The organism is Azoarcus sp. Soil_N_20 (assembly GCF_057656155.1).
In genome coordinates this window covers 67,759-83,760 of the sequence record NZ_JBDGKX010000008.1, presented here as the reverse complement: position 1 = coordinate 83,760, position 16,002 = coordinate 67,759, and the positions used below count along the sequence as shown (strand labels likewise).

Genomic DNA, 16,002 nt, shown 5'->3' with positions numbered 1-16,002 from the left:
CGCCGGCGCTTCCAATTTCAGCGAGCAGGCAATGCTCAGAGCATGGCCTTGAGCAGCTTGGCCATCTCGGACGGGTTGCGCGTTACCGTGAACCCGCACTCCTCCATGATCGCAAGCTTGGCGTCCGCGGTGTCAGCACCGCCGGAGATCAACGCCCCGGCGTGGCCCATGCGCTTGCCGGCCGGTGCGGTCACGCCGGCAATGAAGCCAACGATCGGCTTCTTCATGTTGGCCTTGCACCACATCGCGGCTTCGGCTTCGTCCGGACCGCCGATTTCGCCGATCATGATCACCGCGTCGGTGTCCGGATCGTCGTTGAACATGCGCATCACGTCGATGTGCTTCAGACCGTTGATCGGGTCGCCGCCGATACCAACCGCGGAGGACTGACCCAGACCGATCTCGGTCAACTGGGCAACCGCCTCGTAGGTCAGGGTGCCGGAGCGCGAGACCACGCCGATCCGGCCCTTGCGGTGGATGTGACCCGGCATGATGCCGATCTTGATTTCGTCGGGCGTGATCAGACCCGGGCAGTTGGGACCGAGCAGCAGCGTTTCCTTGCCACCGGCGGCAACCTTTGCCTTCATCCGGTTGCGCACTTCGAGCATGTCGCGCACAGGAATGCCTTCGGTAATGCAGATCGCCAGATCGAGGTCGGCTTCGACGGCCTCCCAGATCGCCGCGGCGGCACCAGCGGGCGGCACGTAGATCACCGACACGGTGGCGCCGGTTTCGGCAGCAGCTTCCTTCACCGAGGCGTAGATGGGGATGTTGAAAATGCTTTCACCCGCCTTCTTGGGATTCACGCCGGCAACGAAACAATTCTTGCCGTTGGCGTACTCCTGGCACTTCTCGGTGTGAAACTGGCCCGTCTTCCCGGTGATGCCCTGGGTGATGACTTTGGTGTCTTTATTGATCAGAATGGACATTCACACTCTCCTTACTTGACCGCAGCCACGATCTTGGTGGCGGCATCCGCCATCGTGTCGGCGGTGATGATCGGCAGACCCGACTCGGCAAGGATCTTCTTGCCGAGGTCTTCGTTGGTGCCCTTCATGCGCACCACGAGCGGGACGGAGAGATGCACTTCCTTGGCCGCAGCGACCACGCCTTCGGCGATGGTGTCGCAACGCATGATGCCACCGAAGATGTTGACCAGAATGCCCTTGACCTTGGGGTTCTTGAGCATGATCTTGAACGCTTCGGTGACCTTCTCGGTGGTGGCACCGCCGCCGACATCGAGGAAGTTGGCCGGCTCGGCGCCGAACAGCTTGATCGTGTCCATGGTCGCCATCGCCAGACCGGCGCCGTTCACCAGGCAACCGATGTCGCCATCGAGGCTGATGTAGGCGAGATCGAACTTGGAAGCCTCGATCTCGTCCGCGTCCTCTTCGTCCAGGTCGCGGAAGGCGACGATGTCCGGATGACGGTAGAGCGCATTGGAGTCGAAGTTGAACTTGGCGTCGAGCGCCTTGATGTTGCCGTTGCCTTCGAGGATCAGCGGATTGATCTCCGCCAGCGAGGCATCGGTTTCCATGTAGCAGGTGTAAAGCTGCTTGAGCGCTTCGACCGCCTTGCCGACCGAAGCGTCGGGCACGCCGATACCGCGGGCCAGCTCTTCAGCCTGCGCGTCGGTCAGACCAACGAGCGGATCGACGAAGGCCTTCAGGATTTTCTCGGGGGTGCTGTGTGCAACTTCCTCGATATCCATGCCACCCTCGGAGGAGGCCATCATGGCGACCTTCTGGGTTGCACGGTCGGTCAGGGCCGCAACATAGTATTCCTTCTTGATGTCGGCTCCTTCCTCGATCAGCAGACGACGTACCTTCTGGCCTTCGGGGCCGGTCTGGTGGGTGACGAGCTGCATGCCGAGGATATCGTTCGCATGCTGACGGACTTCGTCCATCGAGCGTGCGAGCTTGACGCCGCCACCCTTGCCGCGACCGCCGGCATGAATCTGGGCCTTGACCACCCAGATCTTGCCGCCGAGTTCTTCCGCCGCCTTGACCGCCTCATCGACGGAAAAGCAGGGGATGCCGCGCGGCGTCACGACGCCGAATTTTCTCAGTAGTTCTTTTGCCTGATACTCATGAATCTTCATGATTGCCCTTCGATCGAAGCCGTGGCGTATGGGTCGCCGCGAGCAGGTTGATGGGACGCTTCGGAGCTTCGCTCCGCGACGAACGCCGTCTCCCTCGACCGACGCCCACCGCTGCCGGCCGGACTGACTGCGTCCGACCCGTCTATTGGCACGCCACGGCAATACGTGGTAACCGCAAGAACCTCAAATTATAACTGGTTTTCCGCAATGCACAGACGCACATGCACTTGCAGTCCTATGGAAGTGGATCCGTTTTCCGGAACCATTTCGGGTAGTAGCGCTGCACTGCCGCAGAGGCGCTTTCGAGCGCATGACAACGATCGAGCTGGAAGGGCTTCTCCGTCGTATCCTCGTTATCCCGCCGAAAGGTGGCAAAGGTCTGGATCGCAGCCGTGGGCAGCGCGAGCAACAACTCGGTGAGATGAGTACACCCGCGCACATCGGCAAACATCTCTCCCACCGTCCGTCGGAACCCGCGAACCAGGTTCAGACCGACCAGCTTGTCGTAGGCAGGACCGATGGTGTCGCAGTACCCCGGGTAGGGCACATGGTCCGAACACGCCTCGGCCGCAACGATCGTGAAGCCGGCATCGAGCGTGACCCTGACGCGCATCAGATGCACCGGCACCCCCGCCGCCCGAACCCCGGATGCGATCGGATAGTCGATGTCCTTGACATCGACAAGGCTGGCGTCAAGCTCCAGCAGACCATCTTCGCGGCGAAAGCCCTCGACTTCGATACGGCGGACGTGCACGCGCTGACGCGCACAATCGGGAGGAGAGAGTGGCATTTTTTGCATACGGTATGGTATGGATTCTTCAGTTTAACCCGAATCCATCGCCCGCTCGCAGGTGTTCGTCGCCAGCCACGCGCCGCGGGGACCGCGCGAAATAGCAACTTATTCCACGCGATCGAACAACTTCGCTGGAATACATGGCAATAGTCTGATAAAAACCACGACATGATCCCATGCAGCCGCCGGACACGCGGAATATGAAAACAAGACGGACTCGGATTGCCATACTTGTTGCATCTGTGACACTGGCTGCGCCCCCTGTCGCCCTTGCCGCAGTACTTGGCGAAATCACCTCCCTTTCTGCGATCGGCTCACCGCTTCGGGTCGAGATCAATGTGCTGGACGGAAGAATCGACCGCGCCGGCGACTGCCTCAGGATCGTAGCCCCTGGGGATTCCGGCCAGGACCTTCCGGTGGTCAAAAGGGCCCGCATCAGTGCGACCGGCCGCGGCACAACGGCCAGGATCGTGATCAGTTCTTCCGAGCCCATGCTCGAGCCGGCCGTTCAACTGGCAATCGAAAACATTTGCGACACCAGGCTGCGGCGCGACTACACCTTGCTGCTCCCCTACCCGAGCGCCATGCCGCCGCTGCCGGCCACCGCGCCGGCCGCCGCTCCGGCACGCCCCCCCCGACCGGAGTCCGCGCGCAAGCCCGCACGCGGTGACCGCAGCTGGTCGACCGCGGCCGGCGAATCGCTGACGAGTCTGGCAAGCGCCCTCTACCCGAAGGACGCCGCCACCCGACGGCAATTCATCCGTGAAACGGCGCGAGCCAATCCGGACCTGTTTCCCAACTCGGCTGCTTACCGGGACCCGCTCCCCGCGGGCACCCGTATCGTCATTCCCGATCTGAGCCGAATTGCTCGCACGACCACGCCCCGGCCATCGCAAGCGCAGGCACCGGCCAGACCGGCGCCCCGGACAGCACCCGCGACGGATGCCCGGAAACAGCAGGACAGGCTGATCGTTGCACCGGAAGACCAGGCCGGCCCGCACGCGGCGTTGCCGCTATCAGAAAGGCCAGCGGGGGGCGGGGACAAGGGTTCGGGCCTCGACAGCCGTGAACAGGAGATTGCCGCTGCCATCGATCGCAGCATCGTCAACCAGATGGAGTTGCTCGCCCGCATCAAGGAGCTCGAACAGATTCAGAATCGCCTGATGGCGCAGGCAAACCAACTGGAGAGGACCGCGACATCGCCGTCCGCTGCTCCCAATACGGCGCAAGCGTCTCCGGCGGCGCCCTCCCCGCCTCCCGCCCCGGTGCAGGCAACGCCGTCAACACCCGAGAATCGGAGCAACTGGCTGCTGGTTGCCGCACTGGCGTTGCTGGCGCTCGCCATTGCCGCCGCGCTGATCCTCAGATCGCGCCGCAGCGGTTCCGAGCACTCTCCTTCAACCGCGGGTAGCGCCGGGCAGTCACCTGCCACCAGCGGCGACCCCGAAACGCTCAGCCCGCCTCAGCCGATGAGCTCGGCACACGTCGGTGGTGTCGCATCGCTCGAATGGGATCAATCGTCCGCCGCGCTCGATACGCGCTCACTGGCACCGCTGGCCGCGGAGGAAGAGGTCGAGGAGCACGATTCCGCAATCGAGCTGGCCGAGATCATGATGAGCTTTGGTCGCGTTCACGGGGCAGCCGAAACCCTGGCCGAATTTATCCGCGGCAACCCCAAGCAGGCGGTGACACCCTGGCTCAAACTCCTCGAAGTCTACCGCGCCGCCGGGCTGAGAGCCGAGTTCGACGGCCTTGCCCGACAGCTGAACAAGACCTTCAACGTCAAGGCGGTCACCTGGGACAATTTTGACGCCGCGCGGAGCGCGCCCGACTCCCTCGAGAAGATGCCTCATCTGATCGCCACCCTGCAAAACCTGTGGGGCACGCGTGAATGTCAAAGCTATCTTCATCGATTGCTGCGGGACAACCGTGACGGTACCCGCGAGGGTTTCCCGCTCAATGCGATCGACGAAATCCTGTGCCTGAGTGCGGTACTGGAGCAATTGCTCGGCCCCTACAGACCCCTTGCCGAAGCGCCCGTACCCGACGCGACCTCGACCGTTCCTCCGGGCTGAACGAGCGGCTCAGACCGGATTGGGGACGTCGAGAAAGTCGGCCACGAGTCCCAGGGTCCCCAGGTAGCGGGCCATTGCGATCGGACCATAGCGCTCGGTCGCGTGATGCCCGGCGGCAATGTAGGGCACCCCGGACTCACGCGCCAGATGGGTGGTCTGCTCGGAGATCTCGCCGGATACATACAGATCCGCACCGGCCGCGACGGCCTGCTCGAAATAGCCTTGCGCACCCCCGGTACACCAGGCGATCCGCTGCACCGGGCGGTCGGCGTTGCCCACGATCATCGGCTCACGCCCCAGGCGCTCCGCAATCCGGCGCCCCACGTCGGCCGCCGTCATGCCCGGCACATCGAGGCATCCGATCCAGCCCAGATCCTGCTCGGCGAAGCGCCCTTCCCCATGCCACCCCATCACTGCGCCCAATTGCGCGTTGTTTCCCAGCTGCGGATGGACATCGAGCGGCAGGTGATAAGCGAACAAGCTGATGTCATGGCGCAGCAAGGTCGCGAGCCGGCGCTTGCGCATACCGACGACCCGCCCGTCTTCACCTCGCCAAAAGTAACCGTGGTGCACCAGCACCGCATCATAATTACCGGTCACCGCAGCATCGAGCAGTGTCTGACTGGCGGTCACCCCGCACAGCACCCGCCCGACCTCGGCGCGACCTTCCACTTGCAGTCCGTTTGGGCAATAATCGTGCAGCCGCGCGACCTCGAGCAGCTCATCCAGATGGTGCTGCAATGCGCTCAGATGCATGCCGTATCCGTCCACTTTTGTTCAACCCGGCGACCATTCCGGCCGGAAATCGCCCTGAAATCGAGCAACATTATGCGCCGCCTGTGGCTAATCTTCGCGCAGGCCGTGACGGCAAGTGTCGCGGTCCTGTTTGTCCTCAACACGCTCAAACCTGAGTGGCTGCGCGATTCCACACCCGACGCGGTCGTTGCGATTCTCGAAGCGCCCGGTGGCACCCCCGGCCCTGCACCCGGCTCCTATGCCGAAGCCGCGCAACGTTCGATGCCGGCGGTCGTGCATATTTTCACCAGCAAGGCCATCCAGGCGCAACGCCATCCGTTGATGAACGACCCGGTCTTCCGTCATTTCTTCGGCGATCGTTTCGATAACGACGAGCAGCGACGCAGTGCAGGACTCGGGTCGGGCGTAATCGTCAGCCCTGACGGCTACGTCCTGACCAACAATCATGTCATCGAAGCCGCCGACGAAATCGAAGTCGCACTCAACGATGGCCGCAAGTTCAGCGCCCGCGTGATCGGACGCGATCCGGAAACCGATCTTGCCGTACTCCGCGTCCAGACCGATGCCCCTGTGCCCGCCATCACCTTTGCCCGGGATGACATGCTCCATGTGGGAGACGTCGTCCTGGCGATCGGCAATCCGTTCGGTGTCGGCCAGACCGTGACCATGGGCATCATATCGGCACTCGGGCGCAGCCAGCTCGGTATCAACACCTTCGAAAACTACATCCAGACCGACGCGGCCATCAACCCTGGCAACTCCGGCGGCGCGCTGGTCGACAACGCCGGCAATCTAGTCGGAATCAACACGGCAATCTATTCGCGCTCGGGAGGCTCACTCGGGATCGGCTTCGCGATCCCGGTGTCGATTGTACGCAACGTCCTCGCCCAGATTGTCGCAACCGGCGAGGTGACGCGCGGCTGGGTCGGCGTCGAAATCCGGGAGATCACGCCCGAACTCGCCACGTCGTTCGGACTGCATGGCACCGAAGGCGCGCTGATAGAAGGCGTTCTGCAGGACAGTCCGGCAGAGCGTGGCGGGGTGCGCCCGGGGGACGTGCTGATCGCAGTCGACGGCAAGTCCATCCAGGACCCCAAAGCAATGCTCGAACTGGTCGCGGCATTGCCGCCGGGCAAGACGTCGCTGTTTCGGGTGCGGCGTGCCGGCAAGGAGGTCGATTTGAGCGTTGCCGTCGGCCGCCGCCCCACCCCGCAAGCAGGGCGCTAAACCCCTTACTTGCCTTCGCGCTCGGCCGATTCGATACGATCGAGCTCCCTGTCCATCTCAAGCTCGGTCGGGGCAACATAGTCCGATGCGGGGGGTGGCTTGCTGATCATTTTCGCCAACAGGATACCGAGCTCATAGAGCAGGCACATCGGGACGGCAAGCATGAACTGGGAAATGACGTCCGGAGGCGTGATGATCGCTGCGATCACGAACGCGCCAACGATCACATAGGGTCGCGCTTCCTTGAGCTTGGCAATGCTGACGACGCCCGCCTTGACCAGCACGATCACCGCAACCGGCACTTCGAAAGTCAGCCCGAACGCAATGAACATCGACATCACGAACGACAGGTACTGTTCGATGTCTGGCGCCGGCACGATGCTCTTGGGCGCAAACTCGGCGATGAAGCTGAACACCGTTCGAAAAACGAAGAAATAACAGAACGCCATGCCGAGGAGAAACAGCAGCGAGCTGCCCGCAACCAGCGGGATCGCAAACTTGCGTTCGTGCGCATACAGCCCCGGGGCGATGAAAGCCCACGCCTGGTACAGCACCAAGGGAAGCGCCAGCACAAAAGCAACCAGCATGGTCACCTTGACCGGTACGAAGAAGGGGGTGACCACCCCGGTGGCGATCATGTGGGTCCCGGCAGGCAAGGTGTCCATCATCGGCCTGGCAAGGATGTCGTAGATGTCTCCCGCCCACGGCATCAGGCAGACAAACACGATGACCACGCCAACGATTGCGCGCAGCAGCCGGTCACGCAGCTCGATCAGGTGCGCGATGAAGGTTTCCTGCATTTCACTCATATCTTGTCCGCGGGAGTGGACCGGCGAGCCGCGGGATCGAGGCCGAGCTCAAGTTGCGGACCGTCCGAAGAGGACTCCGGAGGCGACGACACCAGTGCCGCGGACGCATTGTCTCCCGATATCGGCGCAAACGGCACCGGTTTGGCCGACGTCTGCAGAGTCGAGCCATCGGGCACGGCCGCCCGGACCTCGTCGACCGTCTTCCCGAGCCCGCTCTCCAGGTCGTTGACCTGCGTCCGCACGGAAGACTCCATGTCCTGGGCTTGCTGCTGAACCTGCTGCTGCAGTTTCTTGAGCTCGTCGAGTTGCATTTCGCGCTGGATGTCCGACTTGACGTCGGACACGTAACGCTGGAGCCGGCCGAGCAGATGGCCCGCCGTGCGCGCCACCTTGGGCAGGCGTTGAGGCCCCACCACGATCAGCAGCACGACACCGATTACCACAAGTTCCGAAAAACCGAAATCGAACATATTTCCTGACCCAAGGCGAAAACCGAGGGGCGCTCAGGCGCTCCTCGGCCGCGGCTCAACCGAATTTCAGGATGAGGACTTCTCGACCTTCTCGCGTGCTTCGCCTTCGATCGTTTGACCGCCAACAACCTTTTGCTGTGTCGACGCATCGGCGGAAGCGTCCGCTTCCTTGATGCCTTCCTTGAAGCCTTTGACTGCACCGCCCAAGTCCTGACCGATGTTGCGCAGCTTCTTGGTACCGAAAACCAGCATGACGATGACCAGCACGATCAGCCAATGCCAGATACTGAATGACCCCATACCGCTCTCCTTAACGCTTCAGCATGGGCGGCAGCGGTTGCGGTCCGCCCACAATATGAATGTGAAGATGATACACCTCCTGCAAACCCACCCGCCCGGTGTTCACAATGCTTCTGAACCCATCCGTACAGCCTTGTTCCCGGGCGATGCGTCCAGCGGCCACCATCAAGCGCCCCATCACCGCCTCGTGCTCGGCAGCGAGCTGGGCCATCGACGGAATGTGCAGCTTCGGAATCAGCACAATATGGACCGGCGCAAGTGGCTCGATGTCGTGAAAAGCCAGCACCAGTTCATCCTCGAAGACCCTGTTTGCCGGAATCTCACCCCTGATGATCCCGCAGAAAACACAGCCATTCATGATCGGACAATCAGGCAGTGCGCGATTTCTTCTCGTCGATACCCGACACGCCTTCCCGGCGGCGGAATTCGGCCAGCACATCGTCGACCGTCAATCCGAAATGGGCGAGCAGTACCATCGAGTGAAACCACAGGTCGGTGACCTCCCACACCACATGCAGCAGATCCTTATCCTTCGCCGCCATGATGGTTTCCGCCGCCTCTTCGGCAACCTTCTTGCAGATGGCGTCGGTACCCTTGGCGTACAGACTGGAAACATACGACGAGTCGGGATCTCCCACCTTGCGCTCGGTCAAGGTCGCCGCGACACGATGCAGCACTTCGATGTCGATCATTGGTAGATATCCTTGGGGTCTTTCAGAACCGGTTCGACGGCCTCCCAGCGGCCGTCGGCAAAATACTTCTGGAAAAAGCAGCTGTGGCGCCCGGTGTGGCATGCGATACCGCCAACCTGCTCGATCTTGAGCAGGACCACATCGTTGTCACAGTCGATCCGGATATCGAGCACCTTCTGCACGTGGCCGGACTCCTCGCCCTTGTGCCACAGCTTACGCCGCGAACGTGACCAGTAGATTGCCTCTCCGGTTTCTGCGGTGCGCTGCAGTGCCTCGCGGTTCATCCACGCGAACATCAGCACGTCACCGGTCGACGCTTCCTGCGCAATGACCGGGACCAGCCCGTTCTCGTCCCACTTCACGTCATTGAGCCAGCGGGTATTGACACTCAAAGCCGGACCTCGATGCCGCGCGCGCGCATCAATTCCTTCGCTTCACGCACCGTGTGCTCCCCGAAGTGGAAAATGCTCGCCGCCAGCACCGCATCGGCACGGCCGGTCGACACCCCTTCCGCCAGATGCTCGAGGCTGCCGACCCCTCCGCTGGCGATGACCGGAATCCGGACTGCATCGGAGACTGCGCGGGTCAGCCCAAGGTCGAAACCGACCCGGGTTCCATCACGATCCATGCTGGTGAGGAGGATCTCGCCTGCACCGAGCGCCTCGACCCGTTGCGCCCATTCGATTGCATCCAGTCCGGTGTTGTTGCGCCCGCCGTGGGTGAATACCTCCCACTTGCCCGGTGCGGTCTGCTTGGCGTCGATCGCGACCACGATGCACTGGCTGCCGACCTTGCTGCTGGCGTCACGCACGACCTGCGGGTTGTTCACCGCTGCGGTATTGATACTGACCTTGTCTGCGCCCGCATTCAGCAGCCGCCGTACGTCATCGACGGTACGCACCCCGCCACCCACGGTCAGGGGAATGAAAACCTGATCTGCCACCTGCTCCACCACATGCAGGATGATGTCGCGATCATCCGAACTGGCGGTGATATCGAGGAAGGTGATTTCGTCTGCACCCTGTTCGTCGTAGCGCTTGGCAACCTCGACCGGATCGCCGGCATCGCGCAGACCGACAAAATTGACTCCCTTGACCACGCGCCCGGCGCTGACATCGAGGCAAGGAATGATCCGTTTTGCGAGCATCAGGCGGCCTGGCCGTTGAGTTCGTCCGCGCGCGCCTGTCCGGCAGCAAAATCGAGCGTTCCTTCGTAGATGGCGCGGCCGGTGATCGCGCCCATCACGCCCTCGTCCTCAACCGCGCACAACGCATCGATGTCGGACAGCGTGGCCACGCCGCCGCTGGCAATCACCGGGATGCGCAGCGCCTTTGCCAAACGTACCGTGGCCTCGATATTGACGCCGGAGAGCATGCCGTCACGGCCGATATCGGTGTAGATCACCGACTCGACGCCGTAGTCCTCGAACTTCAGCGCCAGATCGACCACATCGTGACCGGTGAGCTTCGACCAGCCGTCGACCGCCACCTTGCCATCCCTGGCGTCGAGACCGACGATGATATGCCCCGGAAAAGCACTGCAGGCATCATGCAGGAAGCCGGGATTTTTCACCGCGGCGGTGCCGATGATGACGAAGCTGATCCCGTTGTCCAGATAGAGCTCGATGGTGTCGAGGTCGCGGATACCGCCGCCGAGCTGCACCGGAATGTCCTCACCGACCTCGTCGGTGATGGAGCGGATTGCAGCGCCATTCTTGGGCTTTCCGGCAAAGGCACCGTTCAGGTCAACCAGATGCAGGCGTCGCGCGCCCTGGTTGATCCAGTGCCGCGCCATGGCGGCAGGATCTTCGGAGAATACGGTGGCATCGTCCATTTCGCCCTGCTTCAGGCGAACACAATGACCGTCCTTGAGATCGATGGCAGGAATGAGCAGCATACCGGGATAGGGGCAGTAGGTGAATGGAGTGGATGGCCGCGGATCAGGGCGCCCAGCGGATGAAATTCGACAGCAGGCGCAAACCGGCCTGCGCGCTCTTCTCGGGATGGAACTGGACCGCAAAGATATTAGCCCGCGCCACCGCGCTGGTAAAGCGCAGTCCGTAGTCGGTTTCAGCGGCGATCACCGCGGGGTCGGCCGGCGCCACAAAATAGCTGTGGACAAAATAGAAGCGCTCGCCATCGGGGATCCCTTCCCACAAGGGATGCGCGCCGCCGTGGCGAACTTCGTTCCACCCCATGTGCGGCACTTTCAGGCGGCAGCCGTCCGCGCCGACCATCTGCTCGTCGCGGAAACGGACAACCTCGCCGGCGAACACCCCCAGCCCCGGGACATCACCTTCTTCGCTGTGATCGAACAGCATCTGCTGCCCGATGCAGATACCGAGAAAAGGCCGCGAGGCCGCCGCTTCGAGCACGGCCGGGCGCAAACCCCGGAGCTCGAGTTCGCGCATGCAGTCGGGCATCGCTCCCTGGCCGGGAAACACGACCCGATCGGCGGCAGCCACTACTGCCGGATCGGAGGTCACCTGCACCTGGTGCCCGGGCGCGACATGCTCGATCGCCTTGGCCACCGAACGCAGGTTACCCATGCCGTAATCAATGATGGCCACGGTGGTCATCGTGTCAGTACTCGCGTAGAAAGATTGGGGATCAGGATTCGGCGACGCGTCAGAGCGCGCCCTTGGTCGACGGAATCACGCCGGCTGCGCGCTCGTCGCGCTCGGCCGCCATGCGCAGCGCACGGGCAAAGGCCTTGAATATGGTTTCGCACTGGTGATGCGCATTGTCGCCGCGCAGGTTGTCGACATGCAGCGTGACCCCGGCGTGATTGACAAAGCCCTGGAAGAATTCGCGGACGAGGTCGACATCGAAATTGCCGATGCGCGCACGGGTGTAGGTCACGAAGTAGTGCAGACCGGGGCGACCGGAGAAATCGACCACCACACGTGACAGGGCTTCGTCGAGCGGCACATAGGCATGACCATAGCGGCGCACGCCCTTCTTGTCGCCCAACGCCTTGGCAAAGGCCTGACCGAGCGTGATGCCGACATCCTCGACGGTGTGATGATCGTCGATATGGGTGTCGCCCTCGCAGCGCACGTCGAGATCGATCAGGCCGTGGCGGACGATCTGGTCGAGCATGTGATCGAGGAAAGGCACCCCGGTATCGAGGGTGCCCTTGCCCGTGCCATCGAGATCGATGCGCACGGAAATCTTCGTTTCGAGGGTGTCGCGGCTGACGTCGGCTTGTCGCATGGACGGTACTGGGCTGCAGGTGAAGGTATCGAGGGCCATGATACCATCGCCCGACAAATTGCACCCGACCCCTCCTGCCCCGCGGAACCCCAAGCATGAGCCGTTTCTGGAGCGCCGTGACCCACGGCCTGACCCCCTATGTGCCGGGCGAGCAGCCCAAGATCGACAAGCTGGTGAAGCTGAACACCAACGAACATCCCTATGGCCCTTCGCCGCGCGCGCTCGCGGCGATCCGCGAGGCGACTTCGGACGCCTTGCGCCTCTACCCGGACCCCAATGCGGACCGGCTCAAGACGGTGCTGGCGGCGCGTCACGGTGTGGAGGCCGATCAGGTGTTCGTCGGCAACGGCTCGGACGAGGTACTCGCCCACGCCTTCCAGGGCTTGCTCAAGCACGAACGTGCGCTGTGGATGCCGGACGTCAGCTACAGCTTCTACCCGGTCTATTGCGGGCTGTACGGCGTGGCGTCGCGCGCGATTCCGCTGACCACGGACCTGTCGATCGACGCCGACGACTACCTGCCGCGCGGCGACGAACGGGCGGGCGCGATCATCTTCCCCAATCCGAACGCGCCGACCGGCCGGCTGTTGCCGCTGGCCGAGGTCGAACGCATCGTGTCCGGCAACCCGGACGCGGTGGTGCTGGTGGATGAGGCCTATGTGGATTTCGGCGGCGACAGTGCGATTTCGCTGGTCGACAAGTATCCCAACCTGCTGGTGGTGCACACTTTCTCCAAGAGCCGTTCGCTCGCGGGGCTGCGGGTGGGCTTTGCGATCGGGCACCGCGACCTGATCGAGGGCCTGGAGCGGGTCAAGAACAGCTTCAATTCCTATCCACTGGACCGGCTGGCGATTGCCGGCGCGGTGGCATCGGTGGAAGACGAGGCGTGGTTTCGGGAGAGTTGCCGCAAGGTGATCGCCACCCGCGAGGCGCTCGTTGCGCAGATGATGGAACTGGGCTTCGAGGTGCTGCCGTCGGCGGCGAACTTCATCTTCGCCCGCCATCCGCAGCGCAATGGCGCCGAACTCGCCGCCGCCTTGCGCGAGCGCGCGATCATCGTGCGCCACTTCAAGGCGCCGCGCATCGATCAGTTCCTGCGCATCACGGTCGGCACGGACGAGCAGTGCGCCATACTGGTCGGTGCGCTCAGGAACATCCTGAGCGCCTGAGCGCCGAAAGTCCTCTTCCGAGGAAGTCCAATTTCCCTGCTGGCCGGGATCTGCACCCGGCCAGCAGAGGGTGGGTGGGGTATTCGTGGCGCAGGCGAGGACTGTCCGAGCGCACGCAGCAAGCGAGTTCCGCAGCCTGCAGAACGAATACCCCGCCTGGCCCCTACGGATTAGCCGCACAAATCGTGCCGCGCCGATACCGGCTCCTTGGGTTCGTTCCCCGCATGCAGTCGGTCGCGGCCCGGGAATTCACTCTGCGGGGTGCGGAACTCGCCCTTCGGGCTCAGACGGTCCTCGCCCGCGCCGTGAATACCCGAACCACACCCGACTCGGTCCTTGCTGAATTCGTGATCGCTTGAAAGGCAGGCTCGCAGTCAGACCTTGAGTCGCATTTCTGCGGAACGCGCATGGGCCTGCAGGCCTTCGCCGTAGGCGAGAATGGAAGCCACCTTGCCCAGATGCTGGGCGCCCGCCTCCGAAATGTGCACGATGCTGGTCCGCTTCTGGAAGTCATAGACCCCCAGCGGCGACGAGAAACGTGCGCTGCGCATGGTCGGCAACACATGATTGGGGCCGGCGCAGTAATCGCCCAGCGCCTCGACCGACCAGTGACCGACGAAGATCGCACCGGCGTGACGGATGTGAGCGATCCACACTTCGGCATTGTCCATCGACAACTCCAGGTGCTCGGGCGCAATCCGGTTGGCGATCGCGCAGGCTTGCTCGATGCTCTCCACATGGATCAGCGCACCGCGGTTGGCCAGCGACTTCGCGATCGTCTCGCGGCGCGGCATGGTCGGCAGCAGCCTGTCGATCGCGTCGTGCACTGCATCGATGAACCCTGCGTCGGTGCACAACAGGATCGACTGGGCGAGTTCGTCGTGCTCGGCCTGGGCGAACAGATCCATCGCCACCCAGTCGGCATGGCCGCTACCATCGGAGATGACCAGCACTTCCGAGGGGCCGGCCACCATGTCGATGCCGACCGTACCGAACACCCGACGCTTGGCCTCGGCGACGAAGGCGTTGCCGGGGCCGACGATCTTGTCGACCTGCGGGATCGTCTGGGTGCCATAGGCAAGCGCCGCCACCGCCTGCGCACCGCCGATGGTGAACACCCGGTCGACCCCGGTGATCGCGGCGGCTGCCAGCACCAGCGGATTCTTGTCGCCATGCGGGGTCGGCACCACCATGATCAGTTCGCCGACTCCGGCCACCTTGGCCGGAACCGCGTTCATCAGCACCGAACTCGGGTAGGAGGCGCGCCCGCCCGGCACGTAGAGCCCGACGCGATCGAGCGGCGTGACCTTCTGTCCGAGGCGGGTGCCGTCGGCCTCGGCGTATTCCCACGAATCCGCCTTCTGCCTCTCGTGATAGATCCGCACCCGGTCCGCGGCGATGGTCAGTGCCTCGCGCTGCGACGATGGCAGTCCGTCCAGCGCGGCATGCAGTTCCGACTTCGGCAACTCGAGCGCCGCCATCGAACTCACGTCCAGATGATCGAAGCGCCGGGTGTACTCGATTACCGCCGCATCGCCCGTGGTGCGCACCGCACGCAGAATCTCGGTGACGGCAGTATCGATGCGTTCGTCCGCTTCGGCCTCGAAAGCGAGCAGCGCATCGAGCGTGGGCAGGAACTCTGGGTCGCGGGCGTCGAGGCGGCGGATGGCAGTCTGGCTCATGATGGTCGGCTCTGAAGATCGATTCAGGGTTTGATCGCGCCGGCAAAGGCGTCGAGCATCGGCTGGATCTGCTCGCGTTTGAGCTTGAGCGAAGCCTGATTGACGATCAGGCGCGAACTGATCGGCATGATGTCCTCGACTTCCTCGAGATTGTTGGCCTTGAGCGTGCCGCCGGTCGACACCAGGTCGACGATGGCATCGGCCAACCCCACCAGCGGCGCAAGCTCCATCGAACCGTAGAGTTTGATCAGGTCGACGTGCATGCCCTTGCCGGCGAAATGCGCCTTGGCCGCATTGATATACTTGGTCGCCACCCGGATACGGCCACCGGGGCGGATCGCGGCCTGGTAATCGAAACCCTTCCGCACCGCGACACACAGACGGCAACGGGCGATATTGAGGTCCAGCGGCTGATACAGGCCCGCACCCCCATGCTCGATCAGCACGTCCTTGCCGGCAATGCCGAGGTCGGCCGCACCGTACTGCACATAGGTCGGCGTGTCGGTGGCACGAACGATCACCAGGCGCACGTCGGGCCGATTGGTACCGATGATGAGCTTGCGCGAGGACTCCGGATTGTCGGTCGGAACGATGCCGGCGGCTGCCAGCAGCGGCAGGGTTTCCTCGAAGATGCGGCCCTTGGACAGGGCAAGGGTGATGCTGGACACGGGTCTGGCCTTGATGAGTCGGGCCGGTATTGTAACCCGGCGGGG

The 16,002-nt window shown here is 63.1% G+C and carries 19 protein-coding genes; 3 read left to right on the top strand and 16 right to left on the bottom strand.

Going from position 1 to position 16,002, the window contains the following annotated elements:
- Nucleotides 1–35 precede the first annotated feature (35 nt).
- From sucD to AC3A35_RS16855, 3 genes are all read right to left on the bottom strand, one after another.
- Entirely contained in the window at nucleotides 36–929 is an 894-nt protein-coding gene (gene sucD, locus AC3A35_RS16865) for a succinate--CoA ligase subunit alpha (RefSeq protein WP_487437354.1), read from the bottom strand.
- Between the two features lie 11 nt (nucleotides 930–940).
- Complete coding sequence (gene sucC, locus AC3A35_RS16860; RefSeq protein WP_487437353.1) at nucleotides 941–2,101, bottom strand: ADP-forming succinate--CoA ligase subunit beta; 1,161 nt, start codon at nucleotides 2,099–2,101, stop codon at nucleotides 941–943.
- A 235-nt stretch (nucleotides 2,102–2,336) separates the two neighbouring features.
- Nucleotides 2,337–2,891 carry a DUF2889 domain-containing protein gene (locus AC3A35_RS16855; RefSeq protein WP_487437352.1) on the bottom strand — a complete coding sequence of 185 codons (555 nt, stop codon included), beginning with the start codon at nucleotides 2,889–2,891 and terminating at the stop codon, nucleotides 2,337–2,339.
- A 179-nt stretch (nucleotides 2,892–3,070) separates the two neighbouring features.
- On the opposite strand from AC3A35_RS16855, the gene AC3A35_RS16850 reads away from it, so the two are divergent.
- Nucleotides 3,071–4,969: a type IV pilus assembly protein FimV gene (locus tag AC3A35_RS16850; protein WP_487437351.1), complete on the top strand. Its 1,899-nt coding sequence runs from the start codon at nucleotides 3,071–3,073 to the stop codon at nucleotides 4,967–4,969.
- Between the two features lie 9 nt (nucleotides 4,970–4,978).
- On the opposite strand, the gene AC3A35_RS16845 is transcribed toward AC3A35_RS16850, so the two are convergent.
- Nucleotides 4,979–5,725: a Nif3-like dinuclear metal center hexameric protein gene (locus tag AC3A35_RS16845; RefSeq protein ID WP_487437350.1), complete on the bottom strand. Its 747-nt coding sequence runs from the start codon at nucleotides 5,723–5,725 to the stop codon at nucleotides 4,979–4,981.
- A 72-nt stretch (nucleotides 5,726–5,797) separates the two neighbouring features.
- On the opposite strand from AC3A35_RS16845, the gene AC3A35_RS16840 reads away from it, so the two are divergent.
- Nucleotides 5,798–6,952 carry a Do family serine endopeptidase gene (locus AC3A35_RS16840; RefSeq protein WP_487437488.1) on the top strand — a complete coding sequence of 385 codons (1,155 nt, stop codon included), beginning with the start codon at nucleotides 5,798–5,800 and terminating at the stop codon, nucleotides 6,950–6,952.
- A 5-nt stretch (nucleotides 6,953–6,957) separates the two neighbouring features.
- On the opposite strand, the gene tatC is transcribed toward AC3A35_RS16840, so the two are convergent.
- The 10 genes from tatC to hisB form a co-directional block, all read right to left on the bottom strand.
- Nucleotides 6,958–7,761, bottom strand: coding sequence for a twin-arginine translocase subunit TatC (tatC, locus tag AC3A35_RS16835; RefSeq protein WP_487437349.1), 804 nt, complete (start codon nucleotides 7,759–7,761; stop codon nucleotides 6,958–6,960).
- Nucleotides 7,758–8,231: a Sec-independent protein translocase protein TatB gene (gene tatB / locus AC3A35_RS16830; protein ID WP_487437348.1), complete on the bottom strand. Its 474-nt coding sequence runs from the start codon at nucleotides 8,229–8,231 to the stop codon at nucleotides 7,758–7,760. Before tatB ends, tatC begins: the two co-directional genes overlap by 4 nt.
- 66 nt (nucleotides 8,232–8,297) lie before the next feature.
- Nucleotides 8,298–8,531, bottom strand: a complete 234-nt coding sequence (gene tatA / locus AC3A35_RS16825) for a Sec-independent protein translocase subunit TatA (protein ID WP_487437347.1) — start codon at nucleotides 8,529–8,531, stop codon at nucleotides 8,298–8,300.
- 10 nt (nucleotides 8,532–8,541) lie between these two features.
- Nucleotides 8,542–8,889 (bottom strand): histidine triad nucleotide-binding protein, encoded by a 348-nt coding sequence (locus AC3A35_RS16820; protein ID WP_487437346.1) that lies wholly within the window; start codon nucleotides 8,887–8,889, stop codon nucleotides 8,542–8,544.
- Nucleotides 8,890–8,899: 10 nt separating this feature from the next.
- Nucleotides 8,900–9,223, bottom strand: a complete 324-nt coding sequence (locus AC3A35_RS16815) for a phosphoribosyl-ATP diphosphatase (RefSeq protein WP_487437345.1) — start codon at nucleotides 9,221–9,223, stop codon at nucleotides 8,900–8,902.
- Nucleotides 9,220–9,615: a phosphoribosyl-AMP cyclohydrolase gene (gene hisI / locus AC3A35_RS16810; RefSeq protein ID WP_487437344.1), complete on the bottom strand. Its 396-nt coding sequence runs from the start codon at nucleotides 9,613–9,615 to the stop codon at nucleotides 9,220–9,222. Before hisI ends, AC3A35_RS16815 begins: the two co-directional genes overlap by 4 nt.
- The gene (hisF, locus tag AC3A35_RS16805; RefSeq protein WP_487437343.1) at nucleotides 9,612–10,370 is read right to left on the bottom strand and encodes an imidazole glycerol phosphate synthase subunit HisF; all 759 of its coding nucleotides are present in this window, start codon (nucleotides 10,368–10,370) and stop codon (nucleotides 9,612–9,614) included. The genes hisI and hisF overlap by 4 nt, the downstream gene beginning before the upstream one ends.
- Nucleotides 10,370–11,119 carry a 1-(5-phosphoribosyl)-5-[(5-phosphoribosylamino)methylideneamino]imidazole-4-carboxamide isomerase gene (gene hisA, locus AC3A35_RS16800; protein WP_487437342.1) on the bottom strand — a complete coding sequence of 250 codons (750 nt, stop codon included), beginning with the start codon at nucleotides 11,117–11,119 and terminating at the stop codon, nucleotides 10,370–10,372. The genes hisF and hisA overlap by 1 nt, the downstream gene beginning before the upstream one ends.
- A 43-nt stretch (nucleotides 11,120–11,162) precedes the next feature.
- Complete coding sequence (gene hisH / locus AC3A35_RS16795) at nucleotides 11,163–11,801, bottom strand: imidazole glycerol phosphate synthase subunit HisH (RefSeq protein WP_487437341.1); 639 nt, start codon at nucleotides 11,799–11,801, stop codon at nucleotides 11,163–11,165.
- Nucleotides 11,802–11,850: 49 nt separating this feature from the next.
- Nucleotides 11,851–12,438 (bottom strand): imidazoleglycerol-phosphate dehydratase HisB, encoded by a 588-nt coding sequence (gene hisB / locus AC3A35_RS16790; protein WP_487437340.1) that lies wholly within the window; start codon nucleotides 12,436–12,438, stop codon nucleotides 11,851–11,853.
- Nucleotides 12,439–12,533: 95 nt separating this feature from the next.
- On the opposite strand from hisB, the gene hisC reads away from it, so the two are divergent.
- Entirely contained in the window at nucleotides 12,534–13,607 is a 1,074-nt protein-coding gene (hisC, locus tag AC3A35_RS16785; RefSeq protein ID WP_487437339.1) for a histidinol-phosphate transaminase, read from the top strand.
- A 374-nt stretch (nucleotides 13,608–13,981) separates the two neighbouring features.
- Here hisC and hisD read toward each other — a convergent pair whose 3' ends face one another.
- Together hisD and hisG are read right to left on the bottom strand one after the other, a co-directional pair.
- Entirely contained in the window at nucleotides 13,982–15,289 is a 1,308-nt protein-coding gene (gene hisD, locus AC3A35_RS16780) for a histidinol dehydrogenase (protein WP_487437338.1), read from the bottom strand.
- A 23-nt stretch (nucleotides 15,290–15,312) separates the two neighbouring features.
- A complete protein-coding gene (hisG, locus tag AC3A35_RS16775; protein ID WP_487437337.1) occupies nucleotides 15,313–15,957 on the bottom strand; it encodes an ATP phosphoribosyltransferase in 645 nt (214 codons plus the stop codon).
- Nucleotides 15,958–16,002: the final 45 nt, after the last annotated feature.

Excerpts from the sequence above, each read along its gene's own strand:
- sucD (WP_487437354.1), bottom strand. The coding sequence starts at position 929 with ATGTCCATTCTGATCAATAAAGACACCAAAGTCATCACCCAGGGCATC.
- sucC (WP_487437353.1), bottom strand. The coding sequence starts at position 2,101 with ATGAAGATTCATGAGTATCAGGCAAAAGAACTACTGAGAAAATTCGGC.
- AC3A35_RS16855 (WP_487437352.1), bottom strand. The coding sequence starts at position 2,891 with ATGCCACTCTCTCCTCCCGATTGTGCGCGTCAGCGCGTGCACGTCCGC.
- AC3A35_RS16850 (WP_487437351.1), top strand. The coding sequence starts at position 3,071 with ATGCAGCCGCCGGACACGCGGAATATGAAAACAAGACGGACTCGGATT.
- AC3A35_RS16845 (WP_487437350.1), bottom strand. The coding sequence starts at position 5,725 with ATGCATCTGAGCGCATTGCAGCACCATCTGGATGAGCTGCTCGAGGTC.
- AC3A35_RS16840 (WP_487437488.1), top strand. The coding sequence starts at position 5,798 with ATGCGCCGCCTGTGGCTAATCTTCGCGCAGGCCGTGACGGCAAGTGTC.
- tatC (WP_487437349.1), bottom strand. The coding sequence starts at position 7,761 with ATGAGTGAAATGCAGGAAACCTTCATCGCGCACCTGATCGAGCTGCGT.
- tatB (WP_487437348.1), bottom strand. The coding sequence starts at position 8,231 with ATGTTCGATTTCGGTTTTTCGGAACTTGTGGTAATCGGTGTCGTGCTG.
- tatA (WP_487437347.1), bottom strand. The coding sequence starts at position 8,531 with ATGGGGTCATTCAGTATCTGGCATTGGCTGATCGTGCTGGTCATCGTC.
- AC3A35_RS16820 (WP_487437346.1), bottom strand. The coding sequence starts at position 8,889 with ATGAATGGCTGTGTTTTCTGCGGGATCATCAGGGGTGAGATTCCGGCA.
- AC3A35_RS16815 (WP_487437345.1), bottom strand. The coding sequence starts at position 9,223 with ATGATCGACATCGAAGTGCTGCATCGTGTCGCGGCGACCTTGACCGAG.
- hisF (WP_487437343.1), bottom strand. The coding sequence starts at position 10,370 with ATGCTCGCAAAACGGATCATTCCTTGCCTCGATGTCAGCGCCGGGCGC.
- hisA (WP_487437342.1), bottom strand. The coding sequence starts at position 11,119 with ATGCTGCTCATTCCTGCCATCGATCTCAAGGACGGTCATTGTGTTCGC.
- hisH (WP_487437341.1), bottom strand. The coding sequence starts at position 11,801 with ATGACCACCGTGGCCATCATTGATTACGGCATGGGTAACCTGCGTTCG.
- hisB (WP_487437340.1), bottom strand. The coding sequence starts at position 12,438 with ATGCGACAAGCCGACGTCAGCCGCGACACCCTCGAAACGAAGATTTCC.
- hisC (WP_487437339.1), top strand. The coding sequence starts at position 12,534 with ATGAGCCGTTTCTGGAGCGCCGTGACCCACGGCCTGACCCCCTATGTG.
- hisD (WP_487437338.1), bottom strand. The coding sequence starts at position 15,289 with ATGAGCCAGACTGCCATCCGCCGCCTCGACGCCCGCGACCCAGAGTTC.